Genomic DNA, 15,455 nt, shown 5'->3' with positions numbered 1-15,455 from the left:
TTTTTCTAGGTTCAACTCAAGTGTCTTGCTTGTTTTCCAGCACCGCGCCGGTCTTGGCGTCGAGCTTCACTTCAAAGCGCTTGCCAGCGGTGTCGGTCAGGTCGACTTCGTAGACCAGTACCCCGTTTTTGTGGTCAAGCTCGGTGTCGGTGATGCTGCTACCGGCGTGTGTGGCCACGGCGGCGGCATTGAGTTTCTCAAACGGCATCACGGCGCCGGACTTGAGCAGGCCTTCAATGTGGTCCGGGCGAACATCGGCCTGGGCCAGGCCGGCGGTCAGGGTCAGGGCGGTGGCGGCGAACAGGGCAGTCAGGGTTTTCATGGGGTGTGTCCTTCTCTGGTGAGCTGTTTAAGTGGCGCCAGATTAACCGGCGCAACTTAACTCATCCTTAATGGCGCACTGACACCAATGCCCGACTCACTCAGTACTTATAGTCGTTCAGCAGGTCTTGCACGCTGGACGACGGCCAGCGCTTGTAGAACTTCAACAGTTCGGCGGCGCGGTTGGTGAAGATGCCGTCGACGCCGGCCTTCATCACTTTGTCGAAGTCGACCGGCTCATCCACGGTGTAGACGTGCACCAGCAGGCCCTTGTCGTGGGTCAGCTTGTTCATTTCAGGCTTCACCAGGTCGGTGTAGCTCTGGTCGCCGTGGTCGGTCAGCTCAGCCGATGGGCCGGTACCGATGGCGCCGAGGCTCTTGGCTTCGTCGACCCACTTTTCGAACTCGGCGGCGTCTTTTGGCTCTTGCTTGGCGTAGTAGGCGGCCTTGGTCGGTTCGCCGGACTCGGCGAAGGTCTGCGTGGATTTCGGCTCGATGCTGCCTGGGCCAACCCACAACAGCAGGATCTTCGGCGTGTTCGGCATTTCTTTCTGCAGCTCTTTCAAGCTGTCTTTTTCAAACGTCTGCAGCACCACACGGCCCTTGCCCTGGCCGACGCCGGTGTTGCTCTTGCCCAGCTTGGAGCCGGCGGAGCTCAACCAGCCTTTATCCAGCAGCTTGTTTTTCAGGTCGGCTTCGATGCCCGGGAATTGCTTGGGCTCCTTGGTTTCGATGTACAGGCCGGGTTTGTGCTGCGGGTTGCCTTCGGCGATCTTGATGATGTCGTCCAGGCTCAGGATCTTCAGGCCAACGAAGCCTGGACGCGCACGATCCGGGTAGGCGGCGTTGAACCAGCTGCCGGCGTCGAGGGTTTGCAGTTCTTTCCAGGTGAACTCATTGGCCGGGGCGTCCTTGCGCTCAGGGAACTTGGTGGCCACGTCGGTGGTGCGCTGCAGGTTGTTGTCGTGCAGGGCGAACAGCACGCCGTCCTTGCTGCGCTGCAGGTCCAGTTCCAGGTAGTCGGCACCCAGGTCGCGCGCGACTTTGTAGGCGGCGGCGGTGGATTCCGGCGCGTCGTAGGACGCGCCACGGTGAGCGATCACGGCGGGGTAGGGAATGCCTTCGTTTGTCGCCAGTTCAGCCGGGCTGATCGGTTCGGCAGCCTGTGCCTGGCCGAGGCCAAGCGCCAGTGCGAGCAGCAGGGCGCTCTTGGAAAACGTGACAGGCATATGCGAAGTCCTTTCGTGGAGGTAGCTTTGAGAAGGCCTCCTTTTTAACAATTGATTGCGAAAGGCGCTATCACCAAACCGACATTAACGTGCGCACGTGCCAATTTTCTCGGTTTTTTTGCGCGGCATTGCAGTACTCTTGCTCGCAGCCGCCCCGCCAGAGGACGGTATTTTCTGCCACGCGTGTAAACCATCTTTCCAGTCCCTGTGGGACTTTTCAGTGAGGTTTACCATGCGCATCACCTCCGAGCTTATCTGCCAGGCCGCCGACCAACTCCGCGGTTTTGTTGGCCTCAACCGCAAGACCGGCCAGTACATCGTGCGTTTCAGCGAAGATTCCTTCGGCATGGACGTGGCCGACGACGGCATTATCCCCACCGCTGAATTTGTCTGGCTGCCGGCCCCCGAGCAGACCATGACCCTGTCCCGCGAGCGTATCCAGTTGCTGCTCGACCAGAATATCGACGACCGCATCAACATCAGCGAGCCGTTGCGCGTGTATATGAAACGGGTGGAAATTCCACAGATCAGTGCGCTGCGCAGTCTGGTGAGCTAGACGGCATAGGCGGTAAGCGAGCGTTCTGTGGCAGGCCGGCTTGTTGTGGTGAGCGGGCTTGTTGTGGTGAGCGGGCTTGCCCCGCGCTGGGGCGCGAAGCGGCCCCTGAACCAGACGCTGCGGTTAGTCAGGAGAACCGCGTCAACTGAATTGGGGCTGCTTCGCAGCCCAGCGCGGGGCAAGCCCGCTCACCACAACCGGCCCGCTCACCACAGCAGGCCTGCTCACCACAGCAGGCCTGCTCGCCACAGAGACTCAGCTGATATGAAGGTTACTGGCCTTGGAATGTGTAGGCCCGTTCCACCTTGCACACCCGTGTCTGAAACGCCGAGTACCAGGTGGCGCGTCCTTGTTCGCGCACCGCCCGGTGCTCGGCCTGCTGCTTCCAGGCCAGGATCGCGGCCTCGCTGCTCCAATACGACACGGTAATCCCCAGGCCATCCTCCCGCGCCGATTCCACCCCGAGAAACCCCGGTTGATCGCGAGCCAACTCCAGCATGCGGGCGGCGGCCTGGCCGTAGCCTTGATCGCCGTCGGTGCGCAATGAGCTGAAGATCACTGCGTAGTAGGGTGGGGCGGGAGTCTTGGCGATCATGCGCACTGCTCCTGGCACGCCTTGAGCCAGGCAATCGCCAAAGGCGGCGTGATGCCCTTGAGGGCGGCGCGTTCAGGCTGGAACAGGGTGGCGACGAAAAATGGATGGTCGAGCAACTCCACCGCGCGTAGATCGCCGGCTGCGTCATGCCCGCTGGGAATCATCTCGCGCTCGAGCAGGGCATCGGCGAATTCGGGGTTGATGCCGTAGCGGCAGCGGTAACCTTCCTCGATTTCAAGACGGCCGTAGGCCTCGGCGATGCGCGTGTAGGGTGTCAAGCGCAGGCTGTCGGTGGCTTCAACCAGTGCGCAGCTCAGGGGGGTGATCACTGCGCGTTCAGCGCCCGGCGCCAGCTCGCCATGTTCGGCATCGGCCCAGCCCAGCACGTTGCGGGCGTATTCCAGCACTGCATGTTGAAAACCACCGCATGTGCCGAGGAAAGGTCGCCGCTGTTCGCGGGCAAAACGGATCGCCCGCAAGGCGCCGTCGGTGTCGCGGTAGGGGCTGGCGGGCACGCACCAGAATCCGTCGAAGCCGTGCAGTGCTGTGGTGGGCGTGAGGGTGTCGGTGTCGAGCCATTGCAGATGAACCTGCAAACCGAGGGTTTCGGCGGCCCGTTGCAGCGCGACGGGAATGGCCTGGTGCGCGATGACATCGGGGTTGTAATCGCCGATCAGGGCGAGGTGCAGGGTGGTGGCTTTCATCGTGTGCGTCCCATGGCTTGTGGTGTCCTGATGCGCACTATAGATTGGTGCGCACGCAATCAATATTGGCGTTTTCCCACATGCTCAATGCAGCCACGCACTATCAACTCGATTACCCCGACCTGTCGTTGATTCTCGCCCTGGTGCGTGGCGGCACCCTGGCGCGGGCGGCGGCGTTATTGCGGGTGGATGTGTCCACGGCGTTCCGCGCGGTGCGACGGCTGGAGGCCGCATTGGGCCAGACGCTGTTTGAAAAAAGCCGCGCCGGCTACCTGCCCACCAGCCTCGCCAATAGCCTGGCGCAGCAGGCCGAACGTGCCGAACAAGCGCTTGAGGCGGCGCGCATCGGCGTGGAGCAGGGCGGCGAGGTGATCAGCGGCACGGTGCGCCTGACCTGTACCGACTCGGTGCTGCAAGGGTTGTTGCTGCCGGCGCTGGCGCAGTTCATGCCGGACTACCCGGCGCTGACCCTGGAACTGAGCACGTCGAATGATTTCGCCAACCTCAGCCGCCGCGATGCCGACATCGCCCTGCGCCTGACCAGGACTCCGCCGGCGCATCTGGTCGGCCGTTGCCTGGGGGCCGTGGCGTATCAGGTGTGTGCCAGCCCCACGTATGCGCACCAACACGCCGCACGCTCACTGGCGGACCTGGCCTGGATCGCGCCGGACGACTTCCTGCCCGACCACCCCACGGTGACCTGGCGCCGCGAACACCTGCCCGGTGTACGCCCCAGCTATCGCTGCAACAGCATGTTGTCGGTGACCGAACTGGTGCGGGCAGGGTTGGGCGTGGCGGCGCTGCCGGACTTTCTGCTGGATGACGGCCTGCAACCCCTGGGCCCCGCGTTGGCTGGGCACGACACCGCGTTATGGCTGCTGACGCGCCCCGATTGCCGCGCATTGCGCTCGGTGGTGACGCTGTTTGATGAGTTGGGCCGGCATGTGCAGATGAAACCCTGACTCACCGCGATCGGGAGTCAGCCCCCTCCCACATGGCATTCGCGTTGTTATTGAGGTTTTCGCACATAGTGCTCATGCATTTCGCACGTCAGGGTTTCGATGTGTTCGGTCAGTTGCTTGGTCATTTCCGTCAGCCGGGTGTTTTGCTCCAGCAATTCGAGCAACTGTCTGGTGGTTTGCGCGGCCTGGGCCTGGCGTTCGGTATTGGCGATGGCCAGGGCTTCACGGTGTTGCGCGTCGGCGTCGGACTGGGCTTTGTCGCGGGCGGCCTGGCGCGTCTGGGCCAGCAGGATCAGCGGCGCGGCATAGGCGGATTGCAGGCTGAAGGCCAGGTTGAGGAGGATGAACGGGTACACGTCGAAGTGGGTGATGCCGGTTACGTTCAGCACCACCCACAAGATCACGATCGCGGTTTGCGCACCGAGGAAGGTCGGTGTACCAAAGAAGCGCGCAAAGGCCTCGGCCTTGAGGGCAAAGGTATCGTTGCCGAAGGTCGGCGCCAGGTGGGCGTGGCGGCGGTGAAAACGCAGGTGATCGACGGGGGCGGTTTCGGGCTTGTCGGGGGTCATGGTGGGCTCGGGTCATCAACGTTAAGACAGTGAATCACTATAGTCCTGGCGACCTGTCTTACACATGAATAACCCGTGGCCTACTTAGTGGACACCCCGCTCATTGGCAAACGCACTCACCGCGTGCACCGCCTCGCTGGTACCTTCGCGAATCTGCAGGATCACCGTACCGGCCTGGTTGGCCAACTCCACGCCCAGGGCAGCACGGTCGCGGGTTGCGTCCATGCTGTCGATGGCTTGGCGGGTTTCAGCCTGGATCACCGCGATCATGCTGGATATTTCTGTGGTGGACCCGCTGGTGCGCGCCGCCAACTGCCGCACTTCATCGGCCACCACGGCAAAACCACGGCCTTGTTCACCCGCGCGCGCCGCTTCGATAGCGGCATTGAGTGCCAGCAGGTTGGTTTGTTCGGCAATGCCGCGAATGGTGTTGACGATGGTGGTGATCTGCTGCGAACGCTCGCCCAGCTTGGCGATCAGTTGCGAGGAGTTGTCGATGTCCGAGGAGATTTCACGCATGCCGCTGGCTGTTTTCTGGATCACGTCGGCACCCTTTTCCGCCATGTCCTGGGTGTGCAGGGACAAGTGATAGGCCTGGGCGGCACTCTGTGCGTCAGCGGCGTGTTGTTGCACGCGCGCGGTGATATCCGAGGCGAATTTCACCACTTTGCACAGGCGTCCGCTGGCGTCGTACACCGGGTTGTAGCTGGCTTCGAGCCAAACGGGCCGGCCGTTTTTATCCACGCGCTCGAACTGGCCGCTGAACAATTCACCCTGGTTCAGGCGTCGCCAGAACTCGCTGTAGGCTGAGCTCGCGGCGGTCTGCGGGGTGCAGAACAGACGATGATGCTGGCCCTGGATCTGCGCCAGGCTGTAGCCCATGCGTTGCAGGAAGTTGGCGTTGGCGGTGATGATCGTGCCGTCGAGGTTGAACTCGATGACGGCCATGGCCCGGCCGATGGCTTCCAACTTGGCGTTGGCCTCGCTTTCGGCCTGCAGGCGCGGGGTAACGTCCAGGGCGTACTTCACCACTTTGATCACACGGCCCGCGTTATCACGTACCGGGGTGTAGCTGGCTTCCAGCCACACCGACTGACCATTGCCGCCCACCCGTTCAAAGGTACCTGATTGGAACTGACCCTTTTGCAGGTTGGCCCAGAGTTGCTGGTACTCGGCGCTGCGGGCGAAGGCGGGCGTGCAGAACATCCGGTGGGATTGGCCTTCGATCTGCTCGGCGCGGTAGCCCAGGGTACTGAGGAAGTTGTCATTGGCCCGCAGCACGAGGCCTTGCGGATCGAATTCGATCACCGCCATGGAGCGTTCGATGGCGTCCAGCAGGCTGGCCTGGTGAGCCACGGTGTGTTGCAGGGTATCGATGGTTTTCTTATGGGCGTTGAATAACATGTTCGGGGGCTCGGGCAAGCACGCGTCTGGGAGTATCCATGTATAGGCGCCTGCCTCCGTAAGGCATTTGCCCTACGGTTGACCTGCTCATTGTCAGCTCCCTTGTGCTGACAGCGGGGGGGGAACAACGGGTTAAGAGTCATCAGCCTGACAAGAAGTTCGCCCCATGGGCAGGACCATTTTTGGGTAGGCGACCAATGGAGGCATTACGCCATCTCCCGCGGCGTTGCACAGAAGATCAAGACCAGGTGTCGTAGACAACGTCAGGCGGAGCAGGCTATCCGGTCGTCGTTGACACTGACTCGATTACGCCCGGTGTCCTTGGCGGCATAAAGTGCTCGGTCCGCCGCGTTCAGCCACATGGCTGCGTCGGTGAAGCGCGGCTGGAAGTCCGCCAGGCCGATGCTCAGGCTGACGCGCAATTCCGGTATGTGCGGGGTGCGGTAGTTGCCGAATGTTTCGCGCATCTGCTCCATGATCTGCGCTGCTTGCTCCAGAGGCATTTGCGGAAGAATCACACAGAACTCATCGCCACCATAACGTCCGGCCAGGTCGTTTTCCCGCAGGTTGCGCCGCAGTTCCAGGCTCAGTTGCCGCAGCACCGTGTCGCCGACGATATGGCCATGGGTATCGTTGATCTGCTTGAAGTGGTCAATATCGATCAATGCGATGGTGGCGTGGCTTTGCTGCTGCTGGCACTTGTGGAACTTGAGGTGCAGCAGGTCTTTCCACGAGCCGTGGTTGAGCAGGCCGGTGAGGCTGTCGGTGCGGCTCAGGGCACTGAGGGCGCGTTTATGTTCCGAGAGCTTGATCGCCAGTTGATAACAGACCATGCCGATGGCCATGGGGTAGAGGGTCAGCATCGGCAGGCAGGAGTAGACCTGAAGCAGGCTGACGTCGGGGTTGAACTGGATACCGAACAGCGCCCATGCCACGCCGATCCCCAGCACCTGGGCGAGCAGGCCACGCAGGAACAGGCGCCGGCCGCCGGCGGCGACGTTGTTCATGGTCATCATCGACAGGATGGTCACCGCTGTCAGCGGCGTGAACTGTGTGGCCGCCGCCCAGAACCCGCCGAGTACCGAGTCATACAGGAAGTTGCGCTGTTCAGCCTGGTAAGGAAACGGTGAACGGGTGGATAGCTGATACGCCAGGTGCGCCCAGGCAAACCCATTGAACAGCAGTAACGCCCAGACCCAGCCCGGCATGGCAAGCGGATACAGGGCGCCGGTAACGCTGATGCTGCCGACACCCAGGCCGATGATCCTTGGCTGGTAGATACGCCGGGCAAATGAGAGCCCTTTGCCTCGTCTGTTTTCCATAAATTCCTGGTTCAGCTGTTTTTCACATTTACCGCGGCGCGCGGACACCGGATCGACCGTTGATCGCATAAGGCCTGTGAATATTGTCAGTTATTCCCATGGGAATAATCAGTGGCCTTCCAGGCCATTTGCGCAAAACAGAGGGCGAATGCGTCAAAAACGACCAGGAATGTCGCTCCTGCAACGGTTTTTACTCGGGGCAGGGGGCGCTGACTTCGTAGCCGGCCAGGAACAGGTCGATGGCCGACTCAATGACACGCGCCTGGTGAGCGGCATCCAGGGTCGGCTGGCCCAACGTGATCTGCGGCCAGAACGCGAAAGCCTTGAGCAGGCTTTGAATCTGGTGGGCGGCAAACGCCGGATCGGTGCAAGAGAGGCGGCCGTCTTCCTGGGCGGCGCGTACCCACTGGGTAAAACCTTCTTCGCGCTGGCTCAGGCGGGTGACCATGTCTTGCGCACGTTCCGGCGAGTGGATGGTGGCGGCGATGGCTACCCGGGCCAGATCGAGGAAATTGGTGTCCGACATCATCTTCATCTTGGCTTCCAGCAAACCACGCAGTTGTTCGCGCAGGGGGCGCTCGCTGGTGTAGCTGACGTCGAGTTGGGCGACGCTGCTGGCCCAGAGCTGGTGAAGGATTTCGGCGAACAGTTCTTCCTTGCTGGGGAAATGGTTATACACCGTGCGCTTGGAAACCCCAGCGGTGGCGGCGACCTTGTCCATGCTGGTGACCTCGAAGCCGTTATCGCGAAACTCAGCGATGGCCGCTGCCACGATGGCTTGGCGTTTGCGGTCGGTGAGGCGTTGAGGGGCAGTCATGGTTGGCGTTCGGCTCTTGAGGGTAAATTACACTGGGTAGTTTACTTGCTGCGGATTTTGTTGCAATCTTGAAACTACACTGTTCAGTGTAACTTATGCGCGGACCGTAGGAGTCACTCTGTAATGGCCACCATCTCAACCCGCCTCAAGTCTTCACCTGCGGCGCCCAAGCCTGCCGATCTGGACCTGGGGCGCTTCAGCAACGAGGCCCCCGTGCAGCACGGTGGCTTTGGCAAGACCTTGCGTATCTTCTGGAACATGCTGTTTAACAAACCACGCAGCACGCGCCCGGTGGGGCAGATCCCGGTGCAACCGCTGACCCGCGAGCAATTGTTGGCGGCGCCTGATCACAGCGTGTTCCGCCTGGGGCATTCCACCGTATTGCTGAAAATGCGCGGCAAGTTCTGGCTGACCGACCCGGTGTTCGCCGAGCGTGCCTCGCCATTCAGTTGGGCTGGCCCCAAGCGTTTCCACCAGCCGCCTATCCGTCTTGAAGAGCTGCCGCCCCTGGAGGCGGTGATTCTTTCCCACAACCACTACGATCATCTTGACCATAAGGCTGTCGTCCAACTGGCCGACAAGACCCGTTACTTTCTCGCGCCGCTGGGCGTGGGCGACATCCTAGTCAAGTGGGGTGTCGACGCCAGCAAGGTGCGGCAGCTGGATTGGTGGCAAGGCACCGAGGTGGATGGCATTCGCTTTGTTGCCACGCCGGCGCAGCACTTTTCCGGGCGCGGCCTGTTTGATGCCAATCAGACCCTTTGGTGTTCCTGGGTGATGATCGACGGCACGCGCCGTATCTTTTTCAGCGGTGACACCGGCTACTTCGATGGCTTTAAACGCATCGGCGAACAGTACGGCCCGTTCGATCTGACGTTGATGGAAACCGGTGCTTACAACGTCGACTGGCCCCATGTACACATGCAGCCGGAGCAAACCCTGCAAGCGCATATCGACCTCAGGGGCCGTTGGCTGCTGCCGATCCACAACGGCACTTTCGACCTGGCGTTCCATGCCTGGCACGAACCTTTCGACCGCATCATGGCGCTGGCGTGGGAGCGCAATGTGTCGATTACCACACCGCCGATGGGCCAGGCGTTCAGCTTGAACCAGCCGGAGCGTGGGTATGCATGGTGGCTGGAAGTGGAAACCCAAGGTGCACAAGAGCACCTTGTGGGCTGAGGGCGCAGAGGCGCCGAAAAAGGAGTTTTCAAGCTGTTTCGGGTCTGCGACAGGCGCCGGCGAAGGATGCGATGATCCCTGGAAAGTGTTTTCAGGGGAGGCGTACCGATGGACAGCATACGCAGATGGTTTTTGCGAGCAGATGCGGTTTGCCAGGTTGGCCAGCCGTTGTCTGCGCTCTTGGGCATGACCGACTCGGCATCTCCATGCCGCCGTCCTTCCCCCGATCAAGTGCCCCCCCGCAGTATCGAGTTTGATGTCGATCCCCCCCCTCAAACCCACCCCAAGGGTGGCGTCCTGATCCCCGGGTATAACGTACCGGCAATTCCCATCAGACCCATGCCTGATCCCTCGTTGACGCTGATTGCCCTGAGCGGTATCGACCCAGAGGGCCCAGTGATGGTGGAGGTGCCCCTGGTGCAGAACAATAGCCGCTTTGCCGCCATGCAAGCGTTGGCCGGCAGGCGCGTGGGGTATGCCGACCGATATGGACGTGGCGATGGGCATGAACCGATTCGACACCGTGCGCCCTTCATGCGTGCGCTGGACGTACTGCGCCGGGCCGGGGCGCAACTGATACCCGTGCCGGCGCAACGTATCGACGGCACCCTCACGTTCAAACTGCACACCCATAATGAAATCGATGAAATCGTGAATGAATACCGGCTGGATGCCCTGGTGTCGGACAGTCAAAGTGCTGCATTCCATAGTGCGTGCTGGAGTGGTTACCCGAGGTTTGGCGAGGCTCTCGATGGTGGCGCGACGTTGTGGTTCTACGGTGCGCGATGGTCGAAGGAATCGTTGGCCGCGCTGGCGCTGGGTTATCGCAATGCCAGGGAGGGAAGCCATGGCCTATAGAATTCATATCCTCGGTGCTGCGGGGGCGGGCACTACCACCCTGGGCAGGGCCTTGGCGGAGAGTCTGAACGTCGCTTACTTCGACACCGACTATTTCTACTGGCAGCAAACCGACGCCCCCTTCACCATTGCCCGGCCCAAGGATGAACGCATCCGCCTGCTGCAGGAGCAGACTGTCGGCCTGGAAGGCTGGGTGCTGTCCGGTTCACTGTGCGGCTGGGGCGACCCGATGATCGCGCAGTTCACCCACGTGGTGTTCCTGCGCCTCGACCCGCAAGTACGCCTGCACCGTCTGCGCATGAGGGAGGTGCAACGCTACGGTGATGAAATCCTGGAAGGTGGCAGTCGCCACGAGAACAGCGTCGCCTTCCTGGCCTGGGCCGCTCGTTACGACAGCGGCAACCACAGCCTACGCAGCCTGCGTCGGCATGAAACCTGGTTGGCGGCACTGACCTGTCCGGTGATCCGCTTGGACTCTACGCACCATTCGGCTGGGGCGTTGGTGAATCAATTGATGCCGCTGTTGAGCCCATCAGCCGCGAAATAATGTTTTGTGCAGCGGGTTCGGCTGGGGCGGTCTCAAACCGCCGCACACTCATGCCCCACCCCGGCGCAAACCCCGGGAAAAACACCAGCCCTTGCGCCTCCAACCGAAACGCCAATGCCAGGCGGGTTTCATCACCCACATCGCCCTGGCTTTCAAACTGTTGGATGGCATCCACCGTCACACCCGCCTGGCGGGCCAGCTCGTCGCGGCTCCAGCCCAGCATCGCGCGGGCCTGTACGCTGTGTTTGGCGGTGAATTGGTGCAGGACGATCTGCTGTTCTACGAAAGAGCTCATTGCCAGAGAGGACATGGGGTTTCTCCAGGATTCGACGGGGGAGGGCAAACTATACTGTGTTTTTGTACAGTTGTTTTGACCGCTCATCAACTGGATGCTTATCGACCCACTATTCCAACCCCGGCGCCTCACGAATGATCAGGTGATCGAGGTTCTCGATATTCGCGCTGAACACCCCGAAGGTCTGCTCGGGGTTTTTCTTGCTGGGCACTTGTTTCAGCTCCGGTGTCACCCCGTAGAAGAAACAATACAACGCCCGCTCACTGTCCGCCGCCGCCCTGATCTGCTCCAGGAACGCCTTGCGCTTGCGGTAGTTCTCGATGAGCTTTTTGCTCAGGTAGACGTTGACCGAGTAGGGCTTTTTGTCGAGCCACACCTTCTTTTCGAAGTCGATGCGAAAGCTGCTGGTGTAGTCCTTGATCGCTTTGACCTTGCCCCAGTAGATCAGGCCCTTGTTGTCTTGCAGGTATTCGATCTTCTTGAAAAACGCCGCGTAAGTCGCGGTGTGCTCGCCGATTTTCAGCGGCATGCTTTTCAGCTTTTCCTTGTCGTCGATGTTCGACACAAAACACTCCACCGGGTGGGCAAACACGCTGGTTTTTTCCGGGGTGGTGTCGCTGGCGCTGACAGATTCGTCGCTGCGGGGTGAAGGTGTTTTCGCTGAATCTTGTGGGACCAGCCCCTCGGTGCCGACCTCCGCGGTTTTACGCTCGTACGTACGACGTGTCAGCACAAACTCCGATGGGAAATTATCCTCACGCTCATCGTCGTTTTCGCCTGCTGCACCCTTGTGGAGACTGGCATAGCGGCAGCCGTCGATATGCCGGGTGCTCGGCGTGTTTTTGAAGTGCGGGGTGCGTTGGTAGTTGACGTTCCTGGCGTTGAACGTGCTCAGCACATTGCCTGCTTCGAAGGCGGCGCGACAGGCATCGTTGGGGCAGAGGAAACTGTCCTTGTCGGAATCGAAGGTGTTGGTTTCGTCGAAATTCAGGTCTCGTACGTCATAGATCGACAGCTTGTCATCGAGACTCAGGCTGTAGGCCGTGTCGAATTTCATGGGGCTCGGGTCCGTGAGAGGTTTCGCTATTAATAGCGGGAACCCGCGTAAATATCAGCAAGAACCTGCAACCCGCCGTCCGCTGCGAGGGAACAAGTCCAGCTCAACCCCAAGCACCCCATGCTAGTCGCGACACTCAAGCCTAAACCGCTCAACTGTGGGAGCTGTCGAGCCCCAGCGAGGCGGCGATGGGATCGACTCGGTGTTCCCGGTGGATCCCACCCACCCGCATCACCGCTGCAACTTGGCCCGCTTTTTCTTCTTCGCATGAAAATGCCGAAAATGTGCATCCTGCGCCGCCGCCAGCAACTCCCGATCCCCTCGCGTATCGCCCCAGGCCCTGAGCCGATACTCCCCCAGGTCCCCGTACACCGCCTCAAGCCGCAGCACCTTATTCTCACACCGGCAGTTATTCCCGGTGAGCTTGCCGGTCAACACCCCGTCGACCACCTCAAGCTCAGTGCCAATCAACTTGATCCCAAGCCGATCGGCAAACGGCTGCAGCACCAACGCCGGCGACGCCGAACACAGCGTCACCACCGCCCCCGAGCCCAACTCCTGCTCCACCGACAACACCCCAGCCGGGCGCATCAACCGCGCCCAATTGCGCTGGCAATACTCCTCGGCCTTCTGCTGCACCCACGTCTTCTCCACCCCAGTCATAAAGGTGCGGATCAACTGAGCCTTCAACTCATCCCGGCTGATCTGCCGCACCAAAAAGCGCAGCCCAGGCACGGCCAGCTTGACCATCCGGCCATAAAACTCGCCGGTGCCAAAGGCAAACTTGAGGAAGGGCACGAAACTGTCGTGGTGGGTCAGGGTGCCGTCGAAGTCAAAGACGGAGAGTACTTTGGCGTCAACGGGGCCGGCTTCGAGCATGTCTGGGTTCACGGGTTGGCCTCGGTCCTATCTAGTATTTTTGAGCGTGCATCAGGTGTGACAGCAGGAGTCTACTCCCGTGCCAATCTTCCGACCTTGGCGTAAAGCCCCTCGGTGAAAGCCGCCCGGTCACTCGACCGGTGACAACGCTGATGGCAATTGGGGCACAAGGCTACAGCATTGGTGATGCGATCCGAACCCTTCTGGGCCAGGTGCTTGACGTGATGTACTTCAAGAAATGGCAAACCGTCGACCTCAAACGGCGCGTTAGCGCCGCAGCCTTCGCAGATGCCCTCGGCCTCTTTCAGTACCCAGGCGCGTACCTTTGGGTCGCGAACAAAAGCGGTGCTGACGGTCGAGACCTTCTGCGGCTGGGCAATGCCGTCCGGTAGCTGAGTGAAAGGTTGCTGCTGCAGTTTGGACGCGCGGCGGATAAGCGTTTGCTCGTCTGCTGTTTGGGCGGCGTCTTCGGATTCGAATACACCCTGCGCGGCCAGCGCTTGGCGGATGCGTTGTTCGACGCCTGACCCTACGTTCTTCGCGGGCTTAAAGCCTTTTATCGGCTCCAGGCCCATACGGATAAGAACGGTAGAAATGTTTAGCATGCGGAACTCTACGGAGCCTTTTGCACGACCGGCTATCGGCCCCTCGCGCAAAAGGCGGTTTTCGAGCGCTTTATTGTAAGGCTGGCCGTTCTTTTCCTTGGCCAGCATCTTCAAGTAAGCCTCGACCGCTGCTGCCAACTCCGCGTCGTTCCAGTCCGTGTTGTCTTTCGTAATATCCATACAGCCGCCGAGGGTAGAAAACCCTCGGACGATACTGAGTAGCCATTATTGCGTCTACGAAATTTCCTACGTTCTGGCAGGAATTAGCGGTCAACGCCATTGGTAAATGAATTCGCTGCTTTGTCTTGAAGGTTTCAAGCGAGCTTGCATAAAAAAGCCCTGAACAAGTCAGGGCTTCTCGGTTTAGCTGTGCTAAGAATCAATCCCAGCTCAGCGCACCGCCGGTCTGATACTCGATCACACGGGTTTCGAAGAAGTTTTTCTCTTTCTTCAAATCCATGATTTCACTCATCCACGGGAACGGGTTAGTCGTCCCCGGATACTCTTCCTTCAACCCAATTTGCGACAGGCGACGGTTAGCGATGAACTTCAAATAGTCTTCCATCATCGCGGCGTTCATACCGAGCACCCCGCGCGGCATGGTATCCCGCGCATATTCAATCTCCAGCTGAGTCCCCTGCAGGATCATCTGGGTCGCTTCTTCCTTCATCTCGGCATCCCACAGGTGTGGGTTTTCGATCTTGATCTGGTTGATCACGTCGATACCGAAGTTCAGGTGCATCGACTCATCGCGCAGGATGTACTGGAACTGCTCGGCCACGCCGGTCATTTTGTTGCGGCGGCCCATGGACAAAATCTGGGTGAAGCCGCAGTAGAAGAAGATGCCTTCCAGCACGCAGTAGTAGGCGACCAGGTTGCGCAGCAGTTCCTTGTCGGTGTCGACGGTGCCGGTTTCGAACTTCGGATCGGAGATCGAGCGGGTGTATTTCAGGCCCCAGGCTGCCTTCTTAGCCACCGATGGAATCTCGTGGTACATGTTGAAGATCTCGCCTTCATCCATGGCCAACGATTCGATGCAGTACTGGTAGGCGTGGGTGTGGATCGCTTCTTCGAAGGCCTGGCGCAGGATGTACTGGCGGCACTCCGGGTTGGTGATCAGGCGGTACACGGCCAGGACCAGGTTATTGGCGACCAGGGAGTCGGCGGTGGAGAAGAAGCCGAGGTTGCGCATGACGATGCGGCGTTCGTCGTCGGTCAGGCCTTCGGGGTTTTTCCACAGGGCGATGTCGGCGGTCATGTTGACCTCTTGCGGCATCCAGTGGTTGGCGCAGCCGTCGAGGTACTTCTGCCAGGCCCAGTCGTACTTGAAAGGCACGAGTTGGTTGAGGTCGGCGCGGCAGTTGATCATGCGCTTTTCGTCAACGGCGACGCGGGCGGAGGCGCCTTCGAGTTCGGCGAGGCCTTCGGCGACGTCGAGTTTGTCCAGGGCGGCCTTGGCGCGCACGATGGCGGCGGAGTCACTGGCGGTGACGGCGCGTGCTTCGATGGCGGCAGCGGCACCGGCACCGTCGAGGCGGTCCATGTTGGCTTCG

At 60.5% G+C, this 15,455-nt stretch carries 17 protein-coding genes and 2 pseudogenes; 5 read left to right on the top strand and 14 right to left on the bottom strand.

Annotated elements, in window-relative coordinates:
- Positions 1–16 precede the first annotated feature (16 nt).
- The gene (locus BFQ01_RS10665) at positions 17–322 is read right to left on the bottom strand and encodes a PepSY domain-containing protein (RefSeq protein WP_065925258.1); all 306 of its coding nucleotides are present in this window, start codon (positions 320–322) and stop codon (positions 17–19) included.
- A 100-nt stretch (positions 323–422) separates the two neighbouring features.
- On the bottom strand, positions 423–1,550 hold the full coding sequence (locus BFQ01_RS10660; RefSeq protein ID WP_065925257.1) for a glycerophosphodiester phosphodiesterase family protein: 1,128 nt from the start codon (positions 1,548–1,550) through the stop codon (positions 423–425).
- 232 nt (positions 1,551–1,782) lie between these two features.
- Here BFQ01_RS10660 and BFQ01_RS10655 point away from each other — a divergent pair, with 232 nt between their 5' ends.
- Positions 1,783–2,106, top strand: a complete 324-nt coding sequence (locus BFQ01_RS10655; RefSeq protein WP_065925256.1) for a DUF2025 family protein — start codon at positions 1,783–1,785, stop codon at positions 2,104–2,106.
- Positions 2,107–2,377: 271 nt separating this feature from the next.
- Here BFQ01_RS10655 and BFQ01_RS10650 read toward each other — a convergent pair whose 3' ends face one another.
- Both BFQ01_RS10650 and BFQ01_RS10645 read right to left on the bottom strand, forming a co-directional pair.
- Positions 2,378–2,701 (bottom strand): antibiotic biosynthesis monooxygenase family protein, encoded by a 324-nt coding sequence (locus tag BFQ01_RS10650; RefSeq protein ID WP_027605635.1) that lies wholly within the window; start codon positions 2,699–2,701, stop codon positions 2,378–2,380.
- Positions 2,698–3,405 carry a CTP synthase C-terminal region-related (seleno)protein gene (locus tag BFQ01_RS10645; protein WP_065925255.1) on the bottom strand — a complete coding sequence of 236 codons (708 nt, stop codon included), beginning with the start codon at positions 3,403–3,405 and terminating at the stop codon, positions 2,698–2,700. The genes BFQ01_RS10650 and BFQ01_RS10645 overlap by 4 nt, the downstream gene beginning before the upstream one ends.
- An 80-nt stretch (positions 3,406–3,485) precedes the next feature.
- Here BFQ01_RS10645 and BFQ01_RS10640 point away from each other — a divergent pair, with 80 nt between their 5' ends.
- A complete protein-coding gene (locus BFQ01_RS10640; RefSeq protein ID WP_065925254.1) occupies positions 3,486–4,367 on the top strand; it encodes a LysR family transcriptional regulator in 882 nt (293 codons plus the stop codon).
- Positions 4,368–4,414: 47 nt separating this feature from the next.
- On the opposite strand, the gene BFQ01_RS10635 is transcribed toward BFQ01_RS10640, so the two are convergent.
- From BFQ01_RS10635 to BFQ01_RS10620, 5 genes and pseudogenes are all read right to left on the bottom strand, one after another.
- Entirely contained in the window at positions 4,415–4,936 is a 522-nt protein-coding gene (locus tag BFQ01_RS10635) for a DUF1003 domain-containing protein (protein WP_065925253.1), read from the bottom strand.
- A gap of 84 nt (positions 4,937–5,020) precedes the next feature.
- A pseudogene (locus BFQ01_RS33325) lies at positions 5,021–5,458 on the bottom strand (methyl-accepting chemotaxis protein); the annotation flags it as partial.
- A gap of 111 nt (positions 5,459–5,569) precedes the next feature.
- Positions 5,570–6,340: pseudogene (locus BFQ01_RS33320) on the bottom strand (PAS domain-containing protein); the annotation flags it as partial.
- 263 nt (positions 6,341–6,603) lie between these two features.
- Complete coding sequence (locus tag BFQ01_RS10625; protein WP_065925251.1) at positions 6,604–7,662, bottom strand: diguanylate cyclase; 1,059 nt, start codon at positions 7,660–7,662, stop codon at positions 6,604–6,606.
- A gap of 190 nt (positions 7,663–7,852) precedes the next feature.
- Positions 7,853–8,479, bottom strand: coding sequence for a TetR/AcrR family transcriptional regulator (locus BFQ01_RS10620; RefSeq protein WP_065925250.1), 627 nt, complete (start codon positions 8,477–8,479; stop codon positions 7,853–7,855).
- A gap of 123 nt (positions 8,480–8,602) precedes the next feature.
- On the opposite strand from BFQ01_RS10620, the gene BFQ01_RS10615 reads away from it, so the two are divergent.
- The 3 genes from BFQ01_RS10615 (at position 8,603) to BFQ01_RS10605 (ending at position 11,066) form a co-directional block, all read left to right on the top strand.
- Positions 8,603–9,661 (top strand): MBL fold metallo-hydrolase, encoded by a 1,059-nt coding sequence (locus tag BFQ01_RS10615; RefSeq protein WP_027605642.1) that lies wholly within the window; start codon positions 8,603–8,605, stop codon positions 9,659–9,661.
- 339 nt (positions 9,662–10,000) lie between these two features.
- Entirely contained in the window at positions 10,001–10,519 is a 519-nt protein-coding gene (locus tag BFQ01_RS10610; protein ID WP_065925249.1) for a hypothetical protein, read from the top strand.
- On the top strand, positions 10,509–11,066 hold the full coding sequence (locus BFQ01_RS10605) for an AAA family ATPase (RefSeq protein WP_065925248.1): 558 nt from the start codon (positions 10,509–10,511) through the stop codon (positions 11,064–11,066). Before BFQ01_RS10610 ends, BFQ01_RS10605 begins: the two co-directional genes overlap by 11 nt.
- Here BFQ01_RS10605 and BFQ01_RS10600 read toward each other — a convergent pair.
- From BFQ01_RS10600 to BFQ01_RS10580, 5 genes are all read right to left on the bottom strand, one after another.
- On the bottom strand, positions 10,996–11,376 hold the full coding sequence (locus BFQ01_RS10600) for a helix-turn-helix domain-containing protein (protein WP_074847504.1): 381 nt from the start codon (positions 11,374–11,376) through the stop codon (positions 10,996–10,998). The two genes, BFQ01_RS10605 and BFQ01_RS10600, sit on opposite strands and share 71 nt — an antisense overlap.
- 94 nt (positions 11,377–11,470) lie before the next feature.
- Positions 11,471–12,418, bottom strand: coding sequence for a hypothetical protein (locus BFQ01_RS10595; RefSeq protein ID WP_065925246.1), 948 nt, complete (start codon positions 12,416–12,418; stop codon positions 11,471–11,473).
- 231 nt (positions 12,419–12,649) lie between these two features.
- Complete coding sequence (locus BFQ01_RS10590; RefSeq protein ID WP_065925245.1) at positions 12,650–13,297, bottom strand: HAD-IB family hydrolase; 648 nt, start codon at positions 13,295–13,297, stop codon at positions 12,650–12,652.
- A gap of 71 nt (positions 13,298–13,368) precedes the next feature.
- The gene (locus BFQ01_RS10585; protein ID WP_065925244.1) at positions 13,369–14,082 is read right to left on the bottom strand and encodes an HNH endonuclease; all 714 of its coding nucleotides are present in this window, start codon (positions 14,080–14,082) and stop codon (positions 13,369–13,371) included.
- Positions 14,083–14,281: 199 nt separating this feature from the next.
- Complete coding sequence (locus tag BFQ01_RS10580; protein ID WP_176718746.1) at positions 14,282–15,445, bottom strand: ribonucleotide-diphosphate reductase subunit beta; 1,164 nt, start codon at positions 15,443–15,445, stop codon at positions 14,282–14,284.
- Positions 15,446–15,455: the final 10 nt, after the last annotated feature.

The organism is Pseudomonas sp. 8 R 14 (assembly GCF_900005955.1).
Taxonomy (GTDB): domain Bacteria; phylum Pseudomonadota; class Gammaproteobacteria; order Pseudomonadales; family Pseudomonadaceae; genus Aquipseudomonas; species Aquipseudomonas marginalis.
This window is presented reverse-complemented; position numbering and strand designations above follow the sequence as displayed.